The sequence below is a fragment of the Stenotrophomonas sp. SMYL41 genome (genome assembly GCF_036319965.1).
Taxonomy (GTDB): Bacteria; Pseudomonadota; Gammaproteobacteria; order Xanthomonadales; family Xanthomonadaceae; genus Stenotrophomonas; species Stenotrophomonas maltophilia_R.
Window position 1 is genome coordinate 1 of record NZ_JAWIRX010000028.1, and the last position, 16972, is coordinate 16972.

General features: G+C 66.2%; 17 protein-coding genes and 1 tRNA gene. 16 read left to right on the forward strand and 2 right to left on the reverse strand.

Features of this window, described 5'->3' with window-relative positions; translation table 11 throughout:
* Positions 1-274 precede the first annotated feature (274 nt).
* Positions 275-763 carry a hypothetical protein gene (locus tag V3B30_RS21765; RefSeq protein WP_262083950.1) on the forward strand — a complete coding sequence of 163 codons (489 nt, stop codon included), beginning with the start codon at positions 275-277 and terminating at the stop codon, positions 761-763.
* A 27-nt stretch (positions 764-790) separates the two neighbouring features.
* Here V3B30_RS21765 and V3B30_RS21770 read toward each other — a convergent pair whose 3' ends face one another.
* Together V3B30_RS21770 and yhbY are read right to left on the reverse strand one after the other, a co-directional pair.
* The gene (locus tag V3B30_RS21770) at positions 791-1165 is read right to left on the reverse strand and encodes an Mth938-like domain-containing protein (RefSeq protein ID WP_100471914.1); all 375 of its coding nucleotides are present in this window, start codon (positions 1163-1165) and stop codon (positions 791-793) included.
* Between the two features lie 13 nt (positions 1166-1178).
* Complete coding sequence (gene yhbY / locus V3B30_RS21775; RefSeq protein ID WP_004152868.1) at positions 1179-1484, reverse strand: ribosome assembly RNA-binding protein YhbY; 306 nt, start codon at positions 1482-1484, stop codon at positions 1179-1181.
* A gap of 65 nt (positions 1485-1549) precedes the next feature.
* Here yhbY and rlmE point away from each other — a divergent pair, with 65 nt between their 5' ends.
* From rlmE to V3B30_RS21850, 15 genes are all read left to right on the forward strand, one after another.
* Positions 1550-2182, forward strand: a complete 633-nt coding sequence (rlmE, locus tag V3B30_RS21780) for a 23S rRNA (uridine(2552)-2'-O)-methyltransferase RlmE (RefSeq protein ID WP_005409014.1) — start codon at positions 1550-1552, stop codon at positions 2180-2182.
* A gap of 69 nt (positions 2183-2251) precedes the next feature.
* Positions 2252-4186, forward strand: a complete 1935-nt coding sequence (ftsH, locus tag V3B30_RS21785) for an ATP-dependent zinc metalloprotease FtsH (RefSeq protein WP_162292081.1) — start codon at positions 2252-2254, stop codon at positions 4184-4186.
* A 102-nt stretch (positions 4187-4288) separates the two neighbouring features.
* Positions 4289-4474, forward strand: coding sequence for a hypothetical protein (locus V3B30_RS21790; RefSeq protein WP_100471916.1), 186 nt, complete (start codon positions 4289-4291; stop codon positions 4472-4474).
* Between the two features lie 596 nt (positions 4475-5070).
* Positions 5071-5967: a dihydropteroate synthase gene (folP, locus tag V3B30_RS21795; protein ID WP_100471917.1), complete on the forward strand. Its 897-nt coding sequence runs from the start codon at positions 5071-5073 to the stop codon at positions 5965-5967.
* Positions 5967-6920, forward strand: coding sequence for a tRNA (adenosine(37)-N6)-dimethylallyltransferase MiaA (gene miaA / locus V3B30_RS21800; protein WP_262083949.1), 954 nt, complete (start codon positions 5967-5969; stop codon positions 6918-6920). The genes folP and miaA overlap by 1 nt, the downstream gene beginning before the upstream one ends.
* Before the next feature lie 96 nt (positions 6921-7016).
* Positions 7017-7292, forward strand: coding sequence for an RNA chaperone Hfq (gene hfq, locus V3B30_RS21805; protein WP_004152891.1), 276 nt, complete (start codon positions 7017-7019; stop codon positions 7290-7292).
* A 14-nt stretch (positions 7293-7306) separates the two neighbouring features.
* Positions 7307-8617 carry a ribosome rescue GTPase HflX gene (hflX, locus tag V3B30_RS21810; protein ID WP_100471919.1) on the forward strand — a complete coding sequence of 437 codons (1311 nt, stop codon included), beginning with the start codon at positions 7307-7309 and terminating at the stop codon, positions 8615-8617.
* Between the two features lie 103 nt (positions 8618-8720).
* Positions 8721-9215: a nicotinamide-nucleotide amidohydrolase family protein gene (locus V3B30_RS21815; RefSeq protein WP_005409020.1), complete on the forward strand. Its 495-nt coding sequence runs from the start codon at positions 8721-8723 to the stop codon at positions 9213-9215.
* A gap of 34 nt (positions 9216-9249) precedes the next feature.
* A complete protein-coding gene (gene ubiB / locus V3B30_RS21820; protein WP_262083953.1) occupies positions 9250-10932 on the forward strand; it encodes a 2-polyprenylphenol 6-hydroxylase in 1683 nt (560 codons plus the stop codon).
* Between the two features lie 211 nt (positions 10933-11143).
* Positions 11144-11779 carry a transcriptional repressor LexA gene (gene lexA / locus V3B30_RS21825; RefSeq protein ID WP_005412936.1) on the forward strand — a complete coding sequence of 212 codons (636 nt, stop codon included), beginning with the start codon at positions 11144-11146 and terminating at the stop codon, positions 11777-11779.
* A 204-nt stretch (positions 11780-11983) separates the two neighbouring features.
* Positions 11984-13021, forward strand: a complete 1038-nt coding sequence (recA, locus tag V3B30_RS21830; protein ID WP_100471920.1) for a recombinase RecA — start codon at positions 11984-11986, stop codon at positions 13019-13021.
* 110 nt (positions 13022-13131) lie between these two features.
* Positions 13132-13623 carry a recombination regulator RecX gene (gene recX, locus V3B30_RS21835; protein ID WP_100471921.1) on the forward strand — a complete coding sequence of 164 codons (492 nt, stop codon included), beginning with the start codon at positions 13132-13134 and terminating at the stop codon, positions 13621-13623.
* Between the two features lie 112 nt (positions 13624-13735).
* On the forward strand, positions 13736-16384 hold the full coding sequence (gene alaS / locus V3B30_RS21840; protein WP_100471922.1) for an alanine--tRNA ligase: 2649 nt from the start codon (positions 13736-13738) through the stop codon (positions 16382-16384).
* Between the two features lie 147 nt (positions 16385-16531).
* Positions 16532-16735: a carbon storage regulator CsrA gene (csrA, locus tag V3B30_RS21845; RefSeq protein WP_004152909.1), complete on the forward strand. Its 204-nt coding sequence runs from the start codon at positions 16532-16534 to the stop codon at positions 16733-16735.
* A gap of 78 nt (positions 16736-16813) precedes the next feature.
* A tRNA-Ser gene (locus V3B30_RS21850) sits at positions 16814-16906 on the forward strand.
* The last annotated feature ends 66 nt before the right edge of the window (positions 16907-16972 follow it).

Consider the following 16972-nt stretch of genomic DNA (forward strand, 5'->3'; position numbering starts at 1 on the left):
CGCCGGCGGCGCGGCCCATGGCCCGCAAGCGCCGTCGGCTCACCCGCTACAACGGCAAGCCGGTCGACCCGCAGCAGTACCTGCCGGCGCGTTGACAACGTTGGATCTGGTATCGCCGGGCATTGCCCGGCGTTCCTGACCTGTAGCGTCGAGCCGTGCTCGACTCGGGTACCGGAGAGATGCGGTCATTTGCGATCTTGTGTGTCGCAGGCTCACCTTCACGGCGAATGAAAGACCCGGCATTCTTGAGCGGTTCCATCCGCTCCGGTGCCCCATGTTCCGCTTTGCTTCCACTCTCGCACTGCTCATCGTCGCGCCGCTGGCCGCAGCAGCCAGCGATCCGCGTGACGTGGTCACCCGTCTCTACGACGCGCTCCAGGCGCCGACTTCGAACGATGCGGCCATTCCGTCACTGCTGGGCGATGCCCTGCGCTCAGCCTTGGACGCGCAGAGCGCTTACGAGCGGGCCTGTGCCGCGTTGGCCGCGCACGACGAGAAGCCGCATATGCTCGACCAGAGTCCGTATCTGCTGGCGCCGGATCGACCGGAAACGATATCCGTGGGAATGCCCGGATCGAGCGGTGACGCCACCTGGATCCGCGTCGACATGGCCGTGGGCGACCATCGTTGGACCGACCGGGTCCTGCTGCAGCGGCAGGACCGGGACTGGAAGGTGATGGATATCCGCTGGGGGCAGGGCGGCAGCCTGATCGGACGGCTGCAGCAGTTCTCGGCCTTCCGCTGCACACCTTCGGGCGGCTAGCGCTGGGGCACACCCGGCGGCCCGAACTCAGCCTTCCAGGATGAAGGCGGCCGCGACCTTGCGGCCTTCGCCGGCCAGGATGTTGAAGGTGCGTGCGGCGGCTGGGTTGTTCATCACTTCCAGGCCGATCCCGCGTGACAGGCAGGCGGCCATCACCACCGCCGGCGGGAACACCTGGCGGTCACCGGTGCCGAGCACGATCAGTGCCGGATTCAGCGCCAGGATCGGCTCCAGGTCCGACAGTTGCAGTGCAGCGGCACTCGCCACCGGCCAGTGCGTGACCAGCTGGTCCGGGGTCAGGAAAAAGCTGCTGCCCAGCACCTGGTCGTTGACCTTGGCCGAGCGGCCATCGGCGGCGCGCAGGCTGTAGGCGTAGTCAGGCGGTTCGTGGTTCAGCTGCATGGGGTCAGGGCGCTCAGCCGCGCGGCAGCACGATCTGGCGCTGTTCCTTGCTCGGGCGGTACAGCACGGCAACGTGGCCGATGCGCTGCACCAGCGCGCTTTCGGTGGCTTCGACGATCTCGCCGATCATCACGTCACGGGCGTCGCGATCCTCGGCAGCGACCTTCACCTTGACCAGCTCGTGGCGCTCCAGCACTTCGTTCAGCTCCGCGATGAAGGCCGGGGTCACGCCCTTGCCGCCGGTCTGCAGCAGGGCCTTCAGGTCGTGGGCTTGGCCGCGCAGGAAACGGGTCTGGGAGGCGGTCAGGGCGATGGACATGCAGGAAAACACGGTTGAATGGGGCGATCAGGGTATCATGAGGACCCCATCAGCCCCTATTTTCAATGGCTACCCGCAGCAAAAGCAGCCAGCGCTGGCTCAAGGAACACTTCTCCGACCCCTTCGTGAAGAAGGCGCAGGCCGAAGGCATGCGCTCGCGCGCCGCCTACAAGCTGGAGGAGCTGCTCGAACGTGACCGGTTGCTGAAGCCACACATGGTGGTGGTCGACCTGGGCGCGGCGCCGGGTGGCTGGTCTCAGCAGGTTCGGAGACAGATTGGCGACACCGGCCGCGTGCTGGCCCTGGACATCCTGGACATGCCGCCCCTGGCCGGCGTGGAGTTCCTTCATGGTGACTTCAGGGAAGAAGCCGTCCTATCGCAGTTTGAAGCCATGCTCGGGGATCAGCCGGTAGACCTTGTGCTGTCGGACATGGCCCCCAATAAGAGTGGTGTGGGCGCGGTCGACCAGCCGCGGATGATGCACCTGGCGGAGCTGGCCCTGGATTTTGCCGACAACCACCTGAAGACCGGTGGGGCATTCCTGATCAAGCTGTTCCAGGGCGAAGGTTTTGACGACTACGTGCGCGACATGCGCCGCCGGTACGACAAGGTCTCCATCCGCAAGCCGGAAGCCTCGCGCAAGCGCTCTCCCGAGGTGTATGCCTTGGGTCAGGGAAAACGCGCCCACATGAAGTAAGCTCGTAACGTACGCAAGTTCGACCCCAACGCAACGCCAGCACTGAGAGGAACACCGGAGCCAATGAGGATGAACGACTTGACCAAGAACCTCCTGCTATGGGTGGTCGTCGCCGTCGTGCTGATGGTGGTCTTCCAGAGCTTCTCGCCCAAGACCTCCGGGGCTGGGGCGCAGGGTGCGTCGTACTCGCAGTTCCTGGACCAGGTGGACAGCGGCAACGTGCAGAAGGTCGCCTTCGGCGGCGATATGCGCGGTGGCACCAGCCAGCTGACCTACACCACCCGGGGTGGGCAGTCGTCCACCATCACCGCACCGTTCGATCGTGACCTGATCAACGTGCTGCGCACCAAGAACGTGGAAATCGTGCAGGAGGAGCCGTCCAGCGGCATCTCGCTGGGCGCGATCCTGATGAATTTCCTGCCGGTCATCCTGATCATCGGCTTCTGGTTGTTCATCATGCGCCAGATGCAAGGCGGTGGCGGCGGTGCCAAGGGCGCGATGTCCTTCGGCAAGTCGCGCGCCAAGCTGCAGGGCGAAGACCAGATCAAGGTTACCTTCGCCGACGTCGCCGGCTGCGACGAGGCCAAGGAAGAAGTGGGCGAGCTGGTCGACTTCCTGCGCGACCCGTCCAAGTTCACGAAGCTGGGCGGCAAGATTCCGCGCGGCGTGCTGATGGTGGGCCCGCCGGGTACCGGCAAGACGCTGCTGGCCAAGGCCATCGCCGGCGAAGCCAAGGTGCCGTTCTTCTCGATCTCCGGTTCGGACTTCGTGGAAATGTTCGTGGGTGTGGGCGCCAGCCGTGTGCGCGACATGTTCGAGCAGGCCAAGAAGCATGCCCCCTGCATCATCTTCATCGACGAAATCGACGCCGTCGGTCGCCACCGTGGTGCCGGCCTGGGCGGCGGTCATGACGAGCGCGAGCAGACCCTGAACCAGCTGCTGGTCGAGATGGACGGTTTTGAAGGTGGCGAGGGCGTGATCGTTATCGCCGCGACCAACCGTCCGGACGTGCTGGATCCGGCACTGCTGCGTCCGGGCCGTTTCGATCGCCAGGTCGTGGTCGGCCTGCCGGACGTGAAGGGCCGCGAGCACATCCTGAAGGTGCACATGCGCAAGCTGCCGTTGGCCGACGACGTCGAGCCGATGGTAATTGCGCGCGGTACCCCGGGCTTCTCCGGTGCGGATCTGGCCAACCTCTGCAACGAGGCCGCCCTGTTCGCAGCGCGTGGCAACGAGAAGGAAGTCCGGATGGACCACTTCGACCGTGCCCGCGACAAGATCCTGATGGGCGCCGAGCGCCGCTCGATGGCCATGAGCGAGGACGAGAAGACCCTGACCGCTTACCACGAAGCCGGCCATGCCATCGTCGGCCGCCTGGTGCCTGAGCATGACCCGGTCTACAAGGTCACCATCATTCCGCGCGGCCGTGCGCTGGGCGTGACCATGTACCTGCCGGAGGGCGACAAGTACTCGATGAACCGCGTGGCGATCCAGTCGCAGCTGTGCTCGCTGTACGGTGGCCGCGTCGCTGAAGAGCTGATCTTCGGCGAGGACAAGGTCACCACCGGTGCCTCCAACGATATCGAGCGTGCCACCAAGATGGCCCGCAACATGGTCACCAAGTGGGGCCTGTCCGAGCAGCTCGGCCCGATCGCCTATGGCGAAGAGGACGACGAAGTGTTCCTGGGCCGCTCGGTCACCCAGCACAAGAGTGTGTCCAACGACACGGCGCGCCGCATCGACGAGGAAGTACGCAACATCCTCGACAAGGCTTACGCCCGCACCACGCAGCTGTTGACCGACAACATCGACAAGCTGCATGCGATGTCGCAGCTGCTGCTGCAGTACGAAACCATCGACGCGCCGCAGATCGACGCCATCATGGAAGGCCGCGATCCGCCGCCGCCGGCCGGCTGGAACAAGTCGAACAAGGACGGTGGCAACGACAAGGGCGGCGACGCCCGTCCGCTGCCACCTATCGCAGGCCCGGCCGAGTCGCACTGACGGCCCGCTGCACGTGACACCAGACGAGGCCGGGGCGACCCGGCTTCGTCGTTTCCGGGCCATTGGCCCATTCCGAAAAACCGAACTGACGCTGGAGCCCGCATGTCCGCCCCGAAGCCCGAACCGATTTCCCACAAGGCCGAAATGGTCATCGCCACCGTGGTCGGCGTGGGTGTGGGCCTGGGGGCCGACAACCTGCTGCTGGGCTGCGTGGTGGGTATCGCGGTCGGCATCGTGCTGAGCATCGCCAAGACCCTGTACGTGGACCGCAAGCGCCGACGCCGTTGAGGGGTATCGGCAGGGCTGCGCCCTGCACCTGCGGTAGTGCCGGCCGCTGACCGGCAACCTCAACAGCAACAGCAGAAGCGGGCATTCCTCGGGGGACGGGGCGGTGTGGGTGGGCAGGACATGCCGTAAACCCGTCCATGACGGCTCGATAGCGCGATCCATGGCGCCAACGGTCCTGCCCACCCACACCGCGCCACCTCTGACAGGTTCACGCGGCTGTGGGTAACGGCGACTGTTGGAACGCGCGGTTGTTGGTAGGTGTCGACCTTGGTCGACACATCTGTCAGATATCGAATTCCAGATTGGGGTCAGAGCCCGTTGCGCAGCAACGGGATCCGACCCCGTGCTCCGACAGATCGCAGAAATCTGTCGAAGGCGGGGTGGGGCGGGTTGCGGGAGTGTCCGCGGCATGGATGCCGCGGCCAAGCCCCCATGGATGGGTTTACGGCGTCTCCCGCAACCGGACCCACCCCGGCTACCCTCAGGAAACCAGCTTCTCCTGTTGCTTGGGCTCTTGCTGTGGCCGTTGCCTTTGCGGGTGCAGGGCGCCGCCCTGCCGAACTAAACTACCCGCCGTTGTCCCTGCAGGATTGCCCATGTTCGATACCTCGCCCCAGCTCGATTGCGCCGGCCGGATCCTGTGCCTCGACCGTGCCCGTGTCATGGGCATCGTCAACGTCACCCCGGACTCGTTTTCCGATGGCGGCGCGCACGACACCACCGCGGCCGCGGTCGCGCATGGCCTGAAGCTGGTCGAGGAGGGCGCAGATCTGCTGGATGTCGGCGGCGAATCGACCCGCCCGGGCGCCGCGCCGGTATCGGTCGAGGAAGAGCTGCGCCGGGTGATCCCGGTGATCGAGCAGTTGGCGGCCCGGACCCAGGTGCCGATCAGCATCGACACCTTCAAGCCGGAGGTGATGCGTGCGGCGGTGGCTGCTGGTGCCGGCATGATCAATGACATCTATGGCCTGCGCCAGGACGGGGCGCTGGACGCCGCTGCTGAGGCCGGCGTGCCGGTGGTGCTGATGCACATGCAGGGCGAGCCCGGCCACATGCAGGCCGATCCGCACTACGACGACGTGGTTGCCGAGGTGCACGGTTTCCTGGTGCAGCGCCTGTTCGCTGCAGAAATGGCCGGCATCGCGAAGAAGAACCTGCTGATTGATCTCGGTTTCGGCTTCGGCAAGACCACTGCCCACAACATGACTCTGCTGGCGCGCTCGGACCGCTTCGTGGAACTGGGTGTACCGATGCTGGCCGGCCTGTCGCGCAAGCGCAGCCTCGGTGAACTGACTGGCCGCGACATGCCGTCCGAACGGGTAGCGGCCTCGGTGGCCGCGCATCTGATCGCGGTGCAGCGCGGCGCACGCATCGTGCGCGTGCATGACGTGGCGCCCACCGTCGATGCGCTGAAGATCTGGCAGGCGGTCGAGGCGGTGCCTACGCCGCGCGCCGACGCCACGCCGACGATCCGCTGGCCGGACGAAGACTGATGGCCAGCGACCGGCGGCCATTGGCGATCGCCGTGATGGGCCCGACCGCCAGTGGCAAGACCGCCACCGCGATCGCCCTGGCGCAACAGCTGGACGGCGAGATCGTCAGCGTCGATTCGGCACTGGTGTACCGCCACCTGGATATCGGTTCGGCCAAGCCCGATGCGGCCGAGCGCGCGCAGGCACCTCACCATCTGCTGGACCTGCGCGATCCCTGGCAGACCTACTCGGCGGCGGAGTTCGCTGCCGATGCCGGCCGGGTCGTGGCCGACATCGTGGCGCGTGGCAGAACGCCGATCCTGGCCGGTGGCACCGGCCTGTACTTCCGTTCGCTGCTGCAGGGCCTGTCGCCGATGCCCGAGGCCGACCCGGGGATGCGTGCGACGTTGGCAGCCGAAGCCGCCGAGCGCGGCTGGGCCGCGCTGCATGCCGAACTGGCCAGGGTCGATCCGGCCGCTGCCGCACGCATCCATGCCAGCGACCCGCAGCGCATCCAGCGGGCGCTGGAGGTCTATCGCCTGACTGGCACCCCCATCACTGAATGGCAGCGCCGGCCGGGTGTGGCGCCGTTGCCGGTGCGCACGCTCAAGCTGATCCTGGCCCCGCGTGAACGCGCGGTACTGCACCAGCGCATCGAGGCGCGCTTCGACGCCATGCTGGCGCAGGGTTTTCTGGACGAGGTACGGGCGCTGAGGGCGATGCCGGAAATGGCCGCCGTGGAGGCGCCGTTGGACCTGCCAGCGGTGCGTGCGGTCGGCTATCGCCAGGCCTGGGAGTACCTGGACGGGGAGGGCGATGCCGCCCGTTTCCGTGACAAGGCGATCTTCGCCACCCGCCAGCTGGCCAAGCGCCAGCTGACCTGGCTGCGCGGCGAGCTTGATGCGCGCTGGTTCGACCCCCATATCGACCAGGAGCGCCTGGCCGGCGCGGTGTCGACCTTTGTCGCACGCTGAAGTCCCGCCAGCCGTGTAACATCATCGGTCGGCGGGCGGCTCGGGGGCCGTGGCAACCGTCGGCAACCCAATAAGAACAATAATCAGGAGTGTGCAATGTCCAAGGGGCAATCGCTGCAGGATCCTTTCTTGAACGCACTGCGGCGCGAACGCGTGCCGGTTTCGGTGTACCTGGTGAACGGCATCAAGCTGCAGGGCACGATCGAGTCGTTCGACCAGTTCGTGGTCCTGCTGCGCAATACGGTCAGTCAGATGGTCTACAAGCACGCCATTTCCACGGTCGTTCCGGCACGCAATGTGAAGGTCGGTCCGGGCGGTGGTTACGTGCAGTCGGGTGAAGGTGGTCAGGCAGGTGATGAAGCAGACGAGTAATACCGGAGCGGTGAATGTTTGACCGCTCGAAAAAGGGCGAACACGCCCTGTTGATCCAGCCCCATTTCGGCAAGCTGGAAGACGATGTGCTTGAAGAGTTCGGTGATCTGGCCCGCTCGGCCGGGGCCAGCATCGCCGCGACGATCACCGCGCGCCTGGATCGTCCGAATCCATCGACCCTGATCGGCAGCGGCAAGCTGGACGAGATCAAGGCCGCGGCCGACGCCAGCGGTGCCGACCTGATCCTGGTCAACCATGCGTTGAGCCCGGGCCAGGAGCGCAACCTGGAACGCTTCCTCGAGCGCCGGGTGATCGACCGTACCGGCCTGATCCTGGACATCTTCGCCCAGCGTGCGCACAGCCACGAAGGCAAGCTGCAGGTCGAGCTGGCGCAGCTGCGTCACCTGGCCACGCGGCTGGTCCGCGGCTGGACCCACCTGGAGCGCCAGCGCGGTGGTTCGATCGGCCTGCGCGGCCCGGGCGAAACCCAGCTGGAAACCGACCGCCGCCTGCTGCAGAAGCGGGTCGAGCAGCTGCAGAAGCGCCTGGAAAAGGTGGAAGTGCAGCGCACCCAGATGCGCCGTGCGCGCGTGCGCAGCGAACTGCCGCGTGTCGCCCTGGTGGGCTACACCAATGCCGGCAAATCGACCCTGTTCAACGCCATGACCGGCGCTGAGGCCTACGCCGCCGACCAGCTGTTCGCAACGCTGGATCCGACCGTGCGCCGCATCGCGGTGCCGGGCGGCAACGTGGTGCTGGCCGACACCGTCGGCTTCGTCCGTGATCTGCCACATGATCTGGTCGCCGCGTTCCGCTCGACCCTGTCCGAGGCGCGCGAGGCCGATTTCCTGCTGCACGTGGTCGATGCTGCCGATCCGCATCGCGAGGAGCGCATCGCGCAGGTGGACGAGGTGCTGACCGCGGTCGGTGCCGGTGATCTGCCGCAGCTGCTGGTGTTCAACAAGATCGACCGCATCGACGGTGCCGACGTCCGCCACGATGGCCAGGATGGCGTGCCCGACGAGTCGCGTCGTGAACGCGTCTGGATTTCCGCGCGCGACGGGCAGGGCCTTGAGCTGCTGCAGGCAGTGCTGGGCAGGCGCCTGGGCTTGCAGCACGTGACCGGTGAACTGCGCCTGCCGCCGGATGCCGGCCGCCTGCGTGCGCGCCTGCACCAGCTGGAAGTGATCCGTAGCGAACAGGCCGATGAAGAGGGCTGGCTGCTGCAGGTGGACCTGCCGATCGCCGAAGCCGAGAAGCTGGCCGCCAGTGCCGAAGGCGCGCCGATCCGGGCGCTGCTGCCGGAGAAACTGCCGGAGTGGTGAGGTAGCGCCGGGCTACACCCGGCCGCTGCCATCGCGGCGGCCCGCGACATCAACCTGTCATCTGCGGTACAACGTGCAGGTTCTTCACCCCACCGTCATGCCGATGTCCATCCCCACCGACGCCGATCTCAACGCCCAGTCCGCCGCGCTCGGGCAGCGCCTGCAACAGGCCTCGCTGCAGCTGGTCACGGCCGAAAGCTGCAGTGGCGGCTGGATCGCCAAGTGCATGACCGATATCGCCGGTTCCTCGGCGTTCTTCGACTGCGGCATGGTGGTCTACAGCTACGAGGCCAAGCAGCGCCTGCTCGGTGTGCGCGCGCAGACCCTGGAGCAGTTCGGTGCGGTCAGCCGCGAAACCGTGCTGGAGATGGTGTCTGGCGCACTGGTCAATTCCGGTGCCGGCATCGCCGTGGCGGTGACCGGTATCGCCGGCCCCGGCGGTGGCAGTCCGGACAAGCCGGTCGGCAGTGTCTGGATCGGTTGGAAGCGCCGTGGCGGCTACGCCCGTGCCGAACTCTTCCAGTTCGACGGCGACCGCGAAGCCATCCGCCGGCAAACCGTGGCGGCGGCATTGCGCGGTATCGACGCCCAGCTGTGACATGCTGCTCCGGTAATCGTCCGGAGCACGCATGATGTGGGAAACGCTGGGCACGGTCCGTGACCTGGGCCGACTGCAGGAAATCGCCGTCGTCCTGATCCGCTATGGCTTCGGCGACGTGGTGCGGCGCATCGGCCTGGCCACCACGCTGGAGCGGGCAGGGCGCCTGCTGCACTGGAACGAAGAGCGGCAGGAGCTGCTGCGGATGACCGCGCCGGTGCGCGTGCGCAGCGCGATGCAGGATCTCGGCCCGACCTTCGTCAAGCTGGGCCAGGTGCTGGCGACGCGCGTTGACCTGCTGCCGCCGGAATGGATCGCCGAACTGTCCGAACTGCAGAACGCGGTGCCGGCGCTGCCGTATGCCGACATCCGCGAGCAGCTGGAGGCCGACCTGGGCGCATCGCCTGCAGAGGTGTTCGCCTTCCTCGATGAAACCCCGATGGCCGCCGCCTCGCTGGCGCAGGCCCATCGTGCGCGCCTGCATGACGGCCGCGAGGTGGTGCTGAAGGTGCGGCGGCCCGGCATCCGCGATGTGGTCGAGGCCGACCTGCGGCTGCTGGCGCGGCTGGCCGAGATCGTCGAGGCGCGCCTGCCGGACCTGCGCCGCTATCGCCCGGCCGAGGTCGTGCAGCAGTTCACCGTATCGCTGCGCCGTGAGCTGGATTTCGCCGCCGAATGCCGCAACGCCGAGCGCATCGCGCGCAACTTCAAAGGCCGCGACGACATCCTGATTCCCGGCGTGCACTGGCAGTGGACCTGCGAAAGCCTGAACGTGCAGGACTTCGTCGACGGCATTCCCGGGCGCAACCTGGCCGGCGTCGACGCGGCGGGCCTGGACCGGCGCGAGCTGGCACGGCGTGGTGCCGACATCGTGCTGAAGATGGTGCTGGAGGACGGCAGCTTCCACGCCGATCCGCACCCCGGCAACATCATCTACCTGCGTGACGGCCGCATTGGTGTGATCGATTTCGGCATGGTCGGTGCGTTGTCGGAAGTGCGCCGCTTCCAGGTCGCACAACTGCTGCATGGCCTGGTCGAGCAGGACCCGCAGGGCGTGGCGGACGTGCTGCTGGACTGGGCCGGCGGCGTGGAAGTGGATGAGAACCGGCTGCAGCACGACATCAGCCAGTTCGTCGACCAGTACCGCGGCGTGCCGCTGAAGGACCTGCGGATCGGCCTGATGCTGGGTGACATCACCCAGCTGCTGCGCAGCTACAGCCTGACCCTGCCGGCCGACCTGGCGTTGATGATCAAGGCGTTCCTGACCTTGGAAGGGATGGGTCGGCAGCTGGACCCTGATTTCGACATGGCCAGTGCTGCGCGCCCGTTCCTGGAGCGGGTGGTGCTGCAGCGTTATGCGCCCAAGGCGCTGCTCAAGCGTGGACGGCGCAGCCTGCTGGGCCTGGTCGACTTTGCCGGTGAGCTGCCCCGCGACCTGCGCAAGCTGGTCCAGGCGGCGCGCCGAGGACGCCTGCAGTTGAAGGTGGAAACCAGTGCATTGGAGGGCTTCGGCGAGCAGGTCAACCGCGCCGCGAACCGGCTGGTGGTGGGCATCGTCACCGCCGCATTGATCATCGGCTCGTCGATCGTGATGCACAGTGTTGGTGGCGTCTCGAGCCGTTGGCTGCTGGCGCTGGGCGTGTGCGGCTTCATCGGCGCCGGCGTCTGCGGCGTGTGGATCCTGGTTTCGATATGGAGAAGCGGCAGGCACACATGAGTGTGTTTACCGCATCTGTTCCCAACGGGGAACCGCGGAATCGCTGCGCGATTCCTAGAGCCGACCGTTGGTCGGCTGCTTTTGCTCTCGGCTTTGTCTCTGCCGGCCGGGCCAAGCCGGCGACGATTGCCTCGCGTGGCTGGGCACGACGGATGTTGCCGTGTCGCCCCGGCACTTGCAGTCCTGTTAGTTAGTAGTAATACTACTAACCATGGACCTGACCGACACCCAGCAGGCGATCCTGCAGTTGATCGCCGAGCGTATCGAGAGCGAAGGCGCCCCGCCGTCGCAGACTGAAATCGCACGTGCGTTTGGCTTCAAGGGCGTGCGCGCAGCCCAGTATCACCTGGAAGCCCTGGAGCAGGCCGGTGCGATCCGTCGCATCCCAGGCCAGGCCCGCGGCATCCGCCTGGTGCAGGCGCCGCCGGTCGAAAAGCTGGCCGAGCCGGGCCTGCCCGACAGCGTCCTGCGCCTGCCGGTGCTGGGCCGGGTCGCGGCCGGCCTGCCGATCGGCGCCGACATCGGCTCGGACGATTTCGTAGTGCTGGACCGGGTGTTCTTCTCGCCAGCGCCGGATTACCTGCTGAAGGTGCAGGGCGATTCGATGATCGACGAGGGCATCTTCGACGGTGACCTGATCGGCGTGCACCGCACCCGAGACGCCCATTCCGGACAGATCGTGGTGGCCCGCATCGATGACGAGATCACGGTGAAGCTGCTGAAGATCGCCAAGGACCGCATCCGCCTGCTGCCGCGCAACCCCGACTACAAGCCGATCGAGGTGCTGCCGGATCAGGACTTCGCGATCGAAGGCCTCTATTGCGGGCTGCTGCGGCCCAACCGTTGACCTGCTCCATAGCGCATTACCCCGCGGTCTTTTGTGGCGATTCTCTGGTTCCACTGAGGTTGGTACGGATGTCCGATAATTCTTTTCAGAGCGCCGGGCAGAATCTCAGCCTGTGCGATACGTCCGACTTAAAGTGAACCCATGGCAAAGAAGACCCCCAAAGACAGCACCCCCAACGACACGACCTCTGCAAGGACCAATCCGATGGACGAGAACAAGAAGCGCGCCCTCGCTGCAGCTCTGGGCCAGATCGAAAAGCAGTTCGGCAAGGGCTCGGTGATGCGCATGGGCGACCGCGTGGTCGAGCCCGTCGAAGCCATTCCGACCGGTTCGCTGATGCTCGACATCGCGCTGGGCATTGGCGGTCTGCCGAAGGGCCGTGTCGTTGAAATCTACGGGCCGGAATCCTCGGGCAAGACCACGCTGACCCTGCAGGCCATCGCCGAATGCCAGAAGATGGGCGGCACCGCGGCCTTCATCGACGCCGAGCACGCGCTGGACCCGATCTACGCCGCCAAGCTGGGCGTGAACGTGGACGACCTGCTGCTGTCGCAGCCGGATACCGGTGAGCAGGCGTTGGAAATCGCCGACATGCTGGTCCGTTCCGGTTCGGTCGACATCCTGGTGGTCGACTCGGTTGCCGCGCTGACCCCGAAGGCCGAAATCGAGGGCGAGATGGGTGATCAGCTGCCGGGCCTGCAGGCTCGCCTGATGAGCCAGGCGCTGCGCAAGCTGACCGGCAACATCAAGCGCTCCAACACCCTCGTGGTCTTCATTAACCAGCTGCGCATGAAGATCGGTGTGATGATGCCGGGCCAGAGCCCGGAAACCACCACCGGCGGCAACGCGCTGAAGTTCTACGCCTCGGTCCGCCTGGACATCCGTCGTATCGGCGCGATCAAGAAGGGCGACGAGATCATTGGCAACCAGACCAAGATCAAGGTCGTCAAGAACAAGCTGGCGCCTCCGTTCAAGCAGGTCATTACTGAAATCCTGTACGGCGAAGGCATCAGCCGCGAAGGCGAGCTGATCGACATGGGTGTGGACGCCAAGCTGGTCGAGAAGGCCGGTGCCTGGTACAGCTACGGCGAAGAACGCATCGGCCAGGGCAAGGACAATGCCCGAGGCTATCTGCGCGACAACCCGACGGTCGCAGCCAAGCTCGAAGCCGAGCTGCGAGAGAAGTTCCAGCCGACCGAAGCCAGCCGTGAGGAAGGCGACGACGAAGGCGACGACGAGTAAGGCTTGCTGTGGGGCAGGGCGGCGCCGTCAGTGACGTCGCCCTGTCCCGCAGGTTCGAATCGCCCAGGGATGGGCAGGGCGCCATGGATGGCGCCACCCTTGGAGTACCGATGTCCGACGCTGACGACATTCCCACCGGCCGCAAGCGCCGGCCGCGTGAGCAGACGCCCGTGCAACGGGCACTGGGCCTGCTGGTCCGCCGCGAGCACTCGCGCAAGGAACTCGCCCGTAAGCTGACCGCCCGTGGCATCGAAGACGAAGCCGCGCAGGCCGCTGTCGACAAGCTGACCGAGGCCGGCTGGCAGGACGACACCCGATTTGCCGAGAACCTGGTCCGGATGCGCGCCAACACCGGCTATGGCCCGATCCATGTCCGTGCCGAGCTGGGTACCCATGGCCTGGACAGCGCCGCGATTGCGGCAGCGATGGACAGCTACGAAGGCGACTGGCAGGAAAATGCCCGTGATCTGGTGCGCCGCCGCTTCGGCGAGGCCGGCCCGCAGGACCTGACGCAGCGGCGCAAGGCTGCCGATCTGCTGGCCCGGCGGGGCTTTGACGGTGACAGTATCCGCCGTGCGACCCGCTACGACCCGGATGACTGAGACTGGCGGCGCCGGGCCTGATACCCTTTAGGTTTTCGGCGGTCCCTCGTGGACCCTGGCCAACGCGGCCGGTGGTCCCCGGGTCCGTCGGCCCGCAGACTGCCAGCCCCCAATGAACGCATCCGCCAAATTCACGACTTCCCAGATCCGCAGCGACTTCCTTGAATTCTTCAAGGGCAAAGGCCACACCATCGTGCCGTCGGCGCCGCTGGTGCCGGGCAATGATCCGACCCTGCTGTTCACCAACTCCGGCATGGTGCAGTTCAAGGACGTGTTCCTTGGTGCGGAGAAGCGCAGCTACGTGCGCGCGGCCGACGTGCAGCGCTGCCTGCGCGCGGGCGGCAAGCACAACGACCTTGACCAGGTCGGCTACACCGCACGCCACCACACCTTCTTCGAAATGCTGGGCAACTGGTCGTTCGGCGATTACTTCAAGAAGGACGCGATCGCCTGGGCCTGGGAGCTGCTGACCCAGGTCTGGAAACTGCCGGCCGAGCGCCTGCTGGTGACCGTCTACCAGACCGACGACGAAGCCTACGCGCTGTGGCGCGACATGGTCGGCGTGCCGGAAGAGCGTATCGTGCGCATCGGCGACAACAAGGGCGCACCGTTCGCCTCGGACAACTTCTGGCAGATGGCCGACACCGGCCCCTGCGGCCCGTGCACCGAGATCTTCTATGATCACGGCGACCATATCGCTGGTGGCCCCCCGGGTTCCCCGGATGAAGACGGCGACCGCTTCATCGAAATCTGGAACCTGGTGTTCATGCAGTTCGATCGACAGCCCGACGGCACCCTGGTGCCGCTGCCGGCGCCCTGCGTGGATACCGGCATGGGCCTGGAGCGCCTGGCGGCGATCCTGCAGCACGTGCATACCAACTACGAGATCGACCTGTTCCAGGCACTGATCCGCAAGGCTTCCGAGCTGACCGGTACTGCTGACCTGGAAAACAAGTCGCTGCGCGTGATTGCCGATCACATCCGTGCCTGCTCGTTCCTGATCGTCGATGGCGTGCTGCCGTCCAATGAAGGCCGCGGCTACGTGCTGCGCCGTATCATCCGCCGTGCCCTGCGCCATGGCTGGATGCTGGGCGTGCGCCAGCCGTTCTTCAGCAAGCTGGTGCCGACGCTGGTCGAGCAGATGGGTGAGGCCTATCCGGAACTTCCGGCGGCGGTGGACACCGTGACCCGTGCGCTGCAGGCCGAGGAAGAGCGCTTCGCTGAAACCCTCGATGCGGGCATGAAGATCTTCGAGGACGTGGCCGGCAAGGCCAACGATGGCGTGATCCCAGGCGTTGACGCCTTCCGCCTCTACGACACCTATGGCTTCCCACTCGACCTGACCCAGGACATCGCCCGCGAGCGCGAGCTGACGGTCGACATCGCCGGCTTCGATGCCGCGATGGAACAGCAGCGCGAGACCGCACGCGCCGCGGGCAAGTTCGGCGGCGGCGTGACCCTGCCGGCCGAGCTGGTGGCCACCCTCAGCCCGACCGTGTTCCTGGGCTATGACCGCCTGCAGGCCGACGGACTGAGCGTGCTGGCCCTGCTCAAGGACGGTCGTCCAGTGCAGTCGGCCGATGCGGGTGATGCGGTCATCGTCATCACCAACCAGACTCCGTTCTACGCCGAATCCGGTGGCCAGGTCGGCGACACCGGCGTTCTGACCGGCAACGGCGTGCGCCTGGCGGTGGAGGACACCCAGAAGTTCGCCGGCCAGTTCCATGGCCACGTCGGCACCCTGTCCGAAGGCGGCCTTAAGGTCGGCGACGTGCTGTCCGGCCAGGTTGATGGCGAGCGCCGTGGCGCCACCATCCTCAACCATTCGGCAACCCACCTGCTGCACGCCGCGCTGCGCGAAGTGCTGGGCACCCATGTGCAGCAGAAGGGTTCGCTGGTCGCTCCGGACCGCCTGCGCTTCGACTTCTCGCACTTCCAGCCGATCAGCGCCGAAGAGCTGGCCGTGATCGAACGCAAGGTCAACCAGCAGGTGCGCGCCAACAATGCCGCCGAAGTGCACACCATGGGCATGCAGGAAGCGCTGGACTTCGGCGCGATGGCCCTGTTCGGCGAGAAGTACGGCGAGCATGTGCGCGTGCTGAAGATGGGTGACTACTCCACCGAGCTGTGCGGTGGCACCCACGTCAGCCGTACCGGCGATATCGGCCTGTTCAAGATCACCTCCGAGGGCGGTGTTTCCGCCGGCGTGCGCCGCATTGAGGCCGTCACCGGCCAGGGCGCCCTGGACTACGTGGACGCCGAAGAGGCCCGCCTGGCCGAAGCCGCCGACCTGCTCGGCGGCAGCGCTGCCGACGTGGTCGAGAAGATCCGTGCGCTCGGCCAGCGGCAGAAGCAGCTGGAGCGCGAACTGGAGGCCGTGAAGGCCAAGGTCGCCGCCGGTGCCACGGCCGACCTGTCCGGCCAGGCCGTCGAGGTCGCCGGTGTGAAGGTGCTGGCCGCGCGCCTGGAGGGCTTCGACGCCAAGGCCCTGCGTGATGCCATGGACCGCCTGAAGCAGCAGCTGGGCGACGCGGTGATCGTGCTGGCCGGCGCCCAGGACGGCAAGGCTGCCTTGGTCGCCGGTGTGAACGGCAGCGCAATGGGCAAGGTCAAGGCCGGGGAACTGTTGTCCCATATCGCCGGTCAGATCGGGGGCAAGGGCGGCGGACGCCCGGACCTCGCCCAGGGTGGTGGCGAGGACGGGCCCGCCCTTGCTACTGCGCTGGCTGCAGTCGTCGAATGGGTCAGCCCCCGCCTGTGATGAACCCTGCCGTCCCCCTCCTTGTAGGAGCGGGACGGCTGACGGTACCATTGCGAATCTTTTCCCTTTGTCGTGGTAGCGCTTCTTGACGGAGCGTCAAGCCGGTGGGGGATACCCTTCCACACGGTTCCATGGAGACTTACAAAAATGTTGATCCTGACTCGCCGCGTCGGCGAAACCCTGATGATCGGTGACTCGGTGAGCGTCACCGTGCTTGGCGTCAAGGGTAACCAGGTGCGTATCGGCATCACTGCGCCGAAGGACGTCGCTGTGCATCGCGAAGAGATCTACCAGCGCATCCAGCGTGGTGATGAAGCCGGTGGCACCGGTAGCGAAAATTCTGCCGAATAACGCTTTACCTTCGCACCCGATTAACGTTATGATTCACGCCCCGCTGAGGTGCAACGCACCAGGCGCGGAGAAAACCCCGGAGTGATGCCCGAGTGGCCGAAGGGGCTCCCCTGCTAAGGGAGTATAGGGTCAAAAGCTCTATCGAGGGTTCGAATCCCTCTCACTCCGCCAGATACAAAGAAGCGCCTGCAGATCCTCGAACTGCAGGCGTTTTTCTTTGCGCTTCTGCAGGATCCC

What these genes read in the sequence shown, in the direction of transcription:
- V3B30_RS21765 (WP_262083950.1), top strand. Translation starts at nt 275, where the DNA reads ATGTTCCGCTTTGCTTCCACTCTCGCACTGCTCATCGTCGCGCCGCTG.
- hfq (WP_004152891.1), top strand. Translation starts at nt 7,017, where the DNA reads ATGTCCAAGGGGCAATCGCTGCAGGATCCTTTCTTGAACGCACTGCGG.
- miaA (WP_262083949.1), top strand. Translation starts at nt 5,967, where the DNA reads ATGGCCAGCGACCGGCGGCCATTGGCGATCGCCGTGATGGGCCCGACC.
- recX (WP_100471921.1), top strand. Translation starts at nt 13,132, where the DNA reads ATGTCCGACGCTGACGACATTCCCACCGGCCGCAAGCGCCGGCCGCGT.
- ftsH (WP_162292081.1), top strand. Translation starts at nt 2,252, where the DNA reads ATGAACGACTTGACCAAGAACCTCCTGCTATGGGTGGTCGTCGCCGTC.
- recA (WP_100471920.1), top strand. Translation starts at nt 11,984, where the DNA reads ATGGACGAGAACAAGAAGCGCGCCCTCGCTGCAGCTCTGGGCCAGATC.
- V3B30_RS21770 (WP_100471914.1), bottom strand. Translation starts at nt 1,165, where the DNA reads ATGCAGCTGAACCACGAACCGCCTGACTACGCCTACAGCCTGCGCGCC.
- lexA (WP_005412936.1), top strand. Translation starts at nt 11,144, where the DNA reads ATGGACCTGACCGACACCCAGCAGGCGATCCTGCAGTTGATCGCCGAG.
- folP (WP_100471917.1), top strand. Translation starts at nt 5,071, where the DNA reads ATGTTCGATACCTCGCCCCAGCTCGATTGCGCCGGCCGGATCCTGTGC.
- alaS (WP_100471922.1), top strand. Translation starts at nt 13,736, where the DNA reads ATGAACGCATCCGCCAAATTCACGACTTCCCAGATCCGCAGCGACTTC.
- yhbY (WP_004152868.1), bottom strand. Translation starts at nt 1,484, where the DNA reads ATGTCCATCGCCCTGACCGCCTCCCAGACCCGTTTCCTGCGCGGCCAA.
- ubiB (WP_262083953.1), top strand. Translation starts at nt 9,250, where the DNA reads ATGTGGGAAACGCTGGGCACGGTCCGTGACCTGGGCCGACTGCAGGAA.
- hflX (WP_100471919.1), top strand. Translation starts at nt 7,307, where the DNA reads ATGTTTGACCGCTCGAAAAAGGGCGAACACGCCCTGTTGATCCAGCCC.
- V3B30_RS21790 (WP_100471916.1), top strand. Translation starts at nt 4,289, where the DNA reads ATGTCCGCCCCGAAGCCCGAACCGATTTCCCACAAGGCCGAAATGGTC.
- rlmE (WP_005409014.1), top strand. Translation starts at nt 1,550, where the DNA reads ATGGCTACCCGCAGCAAAAGCAGCCAGCGCTGGCTCAAGGAACACTTC.
- V3B30_RS21815 (WP_005409020.1), top strand. Translation starts at nt 8,721, where the DNA reads ATGTCCATCCCCACCGACGCCGATCTCAACGCCCAGTCCGCCGCGCTC.
- csrA (WP_004152909.1), top strand. Translation starts at nt 16,532, where the DNA reads ATGTTGATCCTGACTCGCCGCGTCGGCGAAACCCTGATGATCGGTGAC.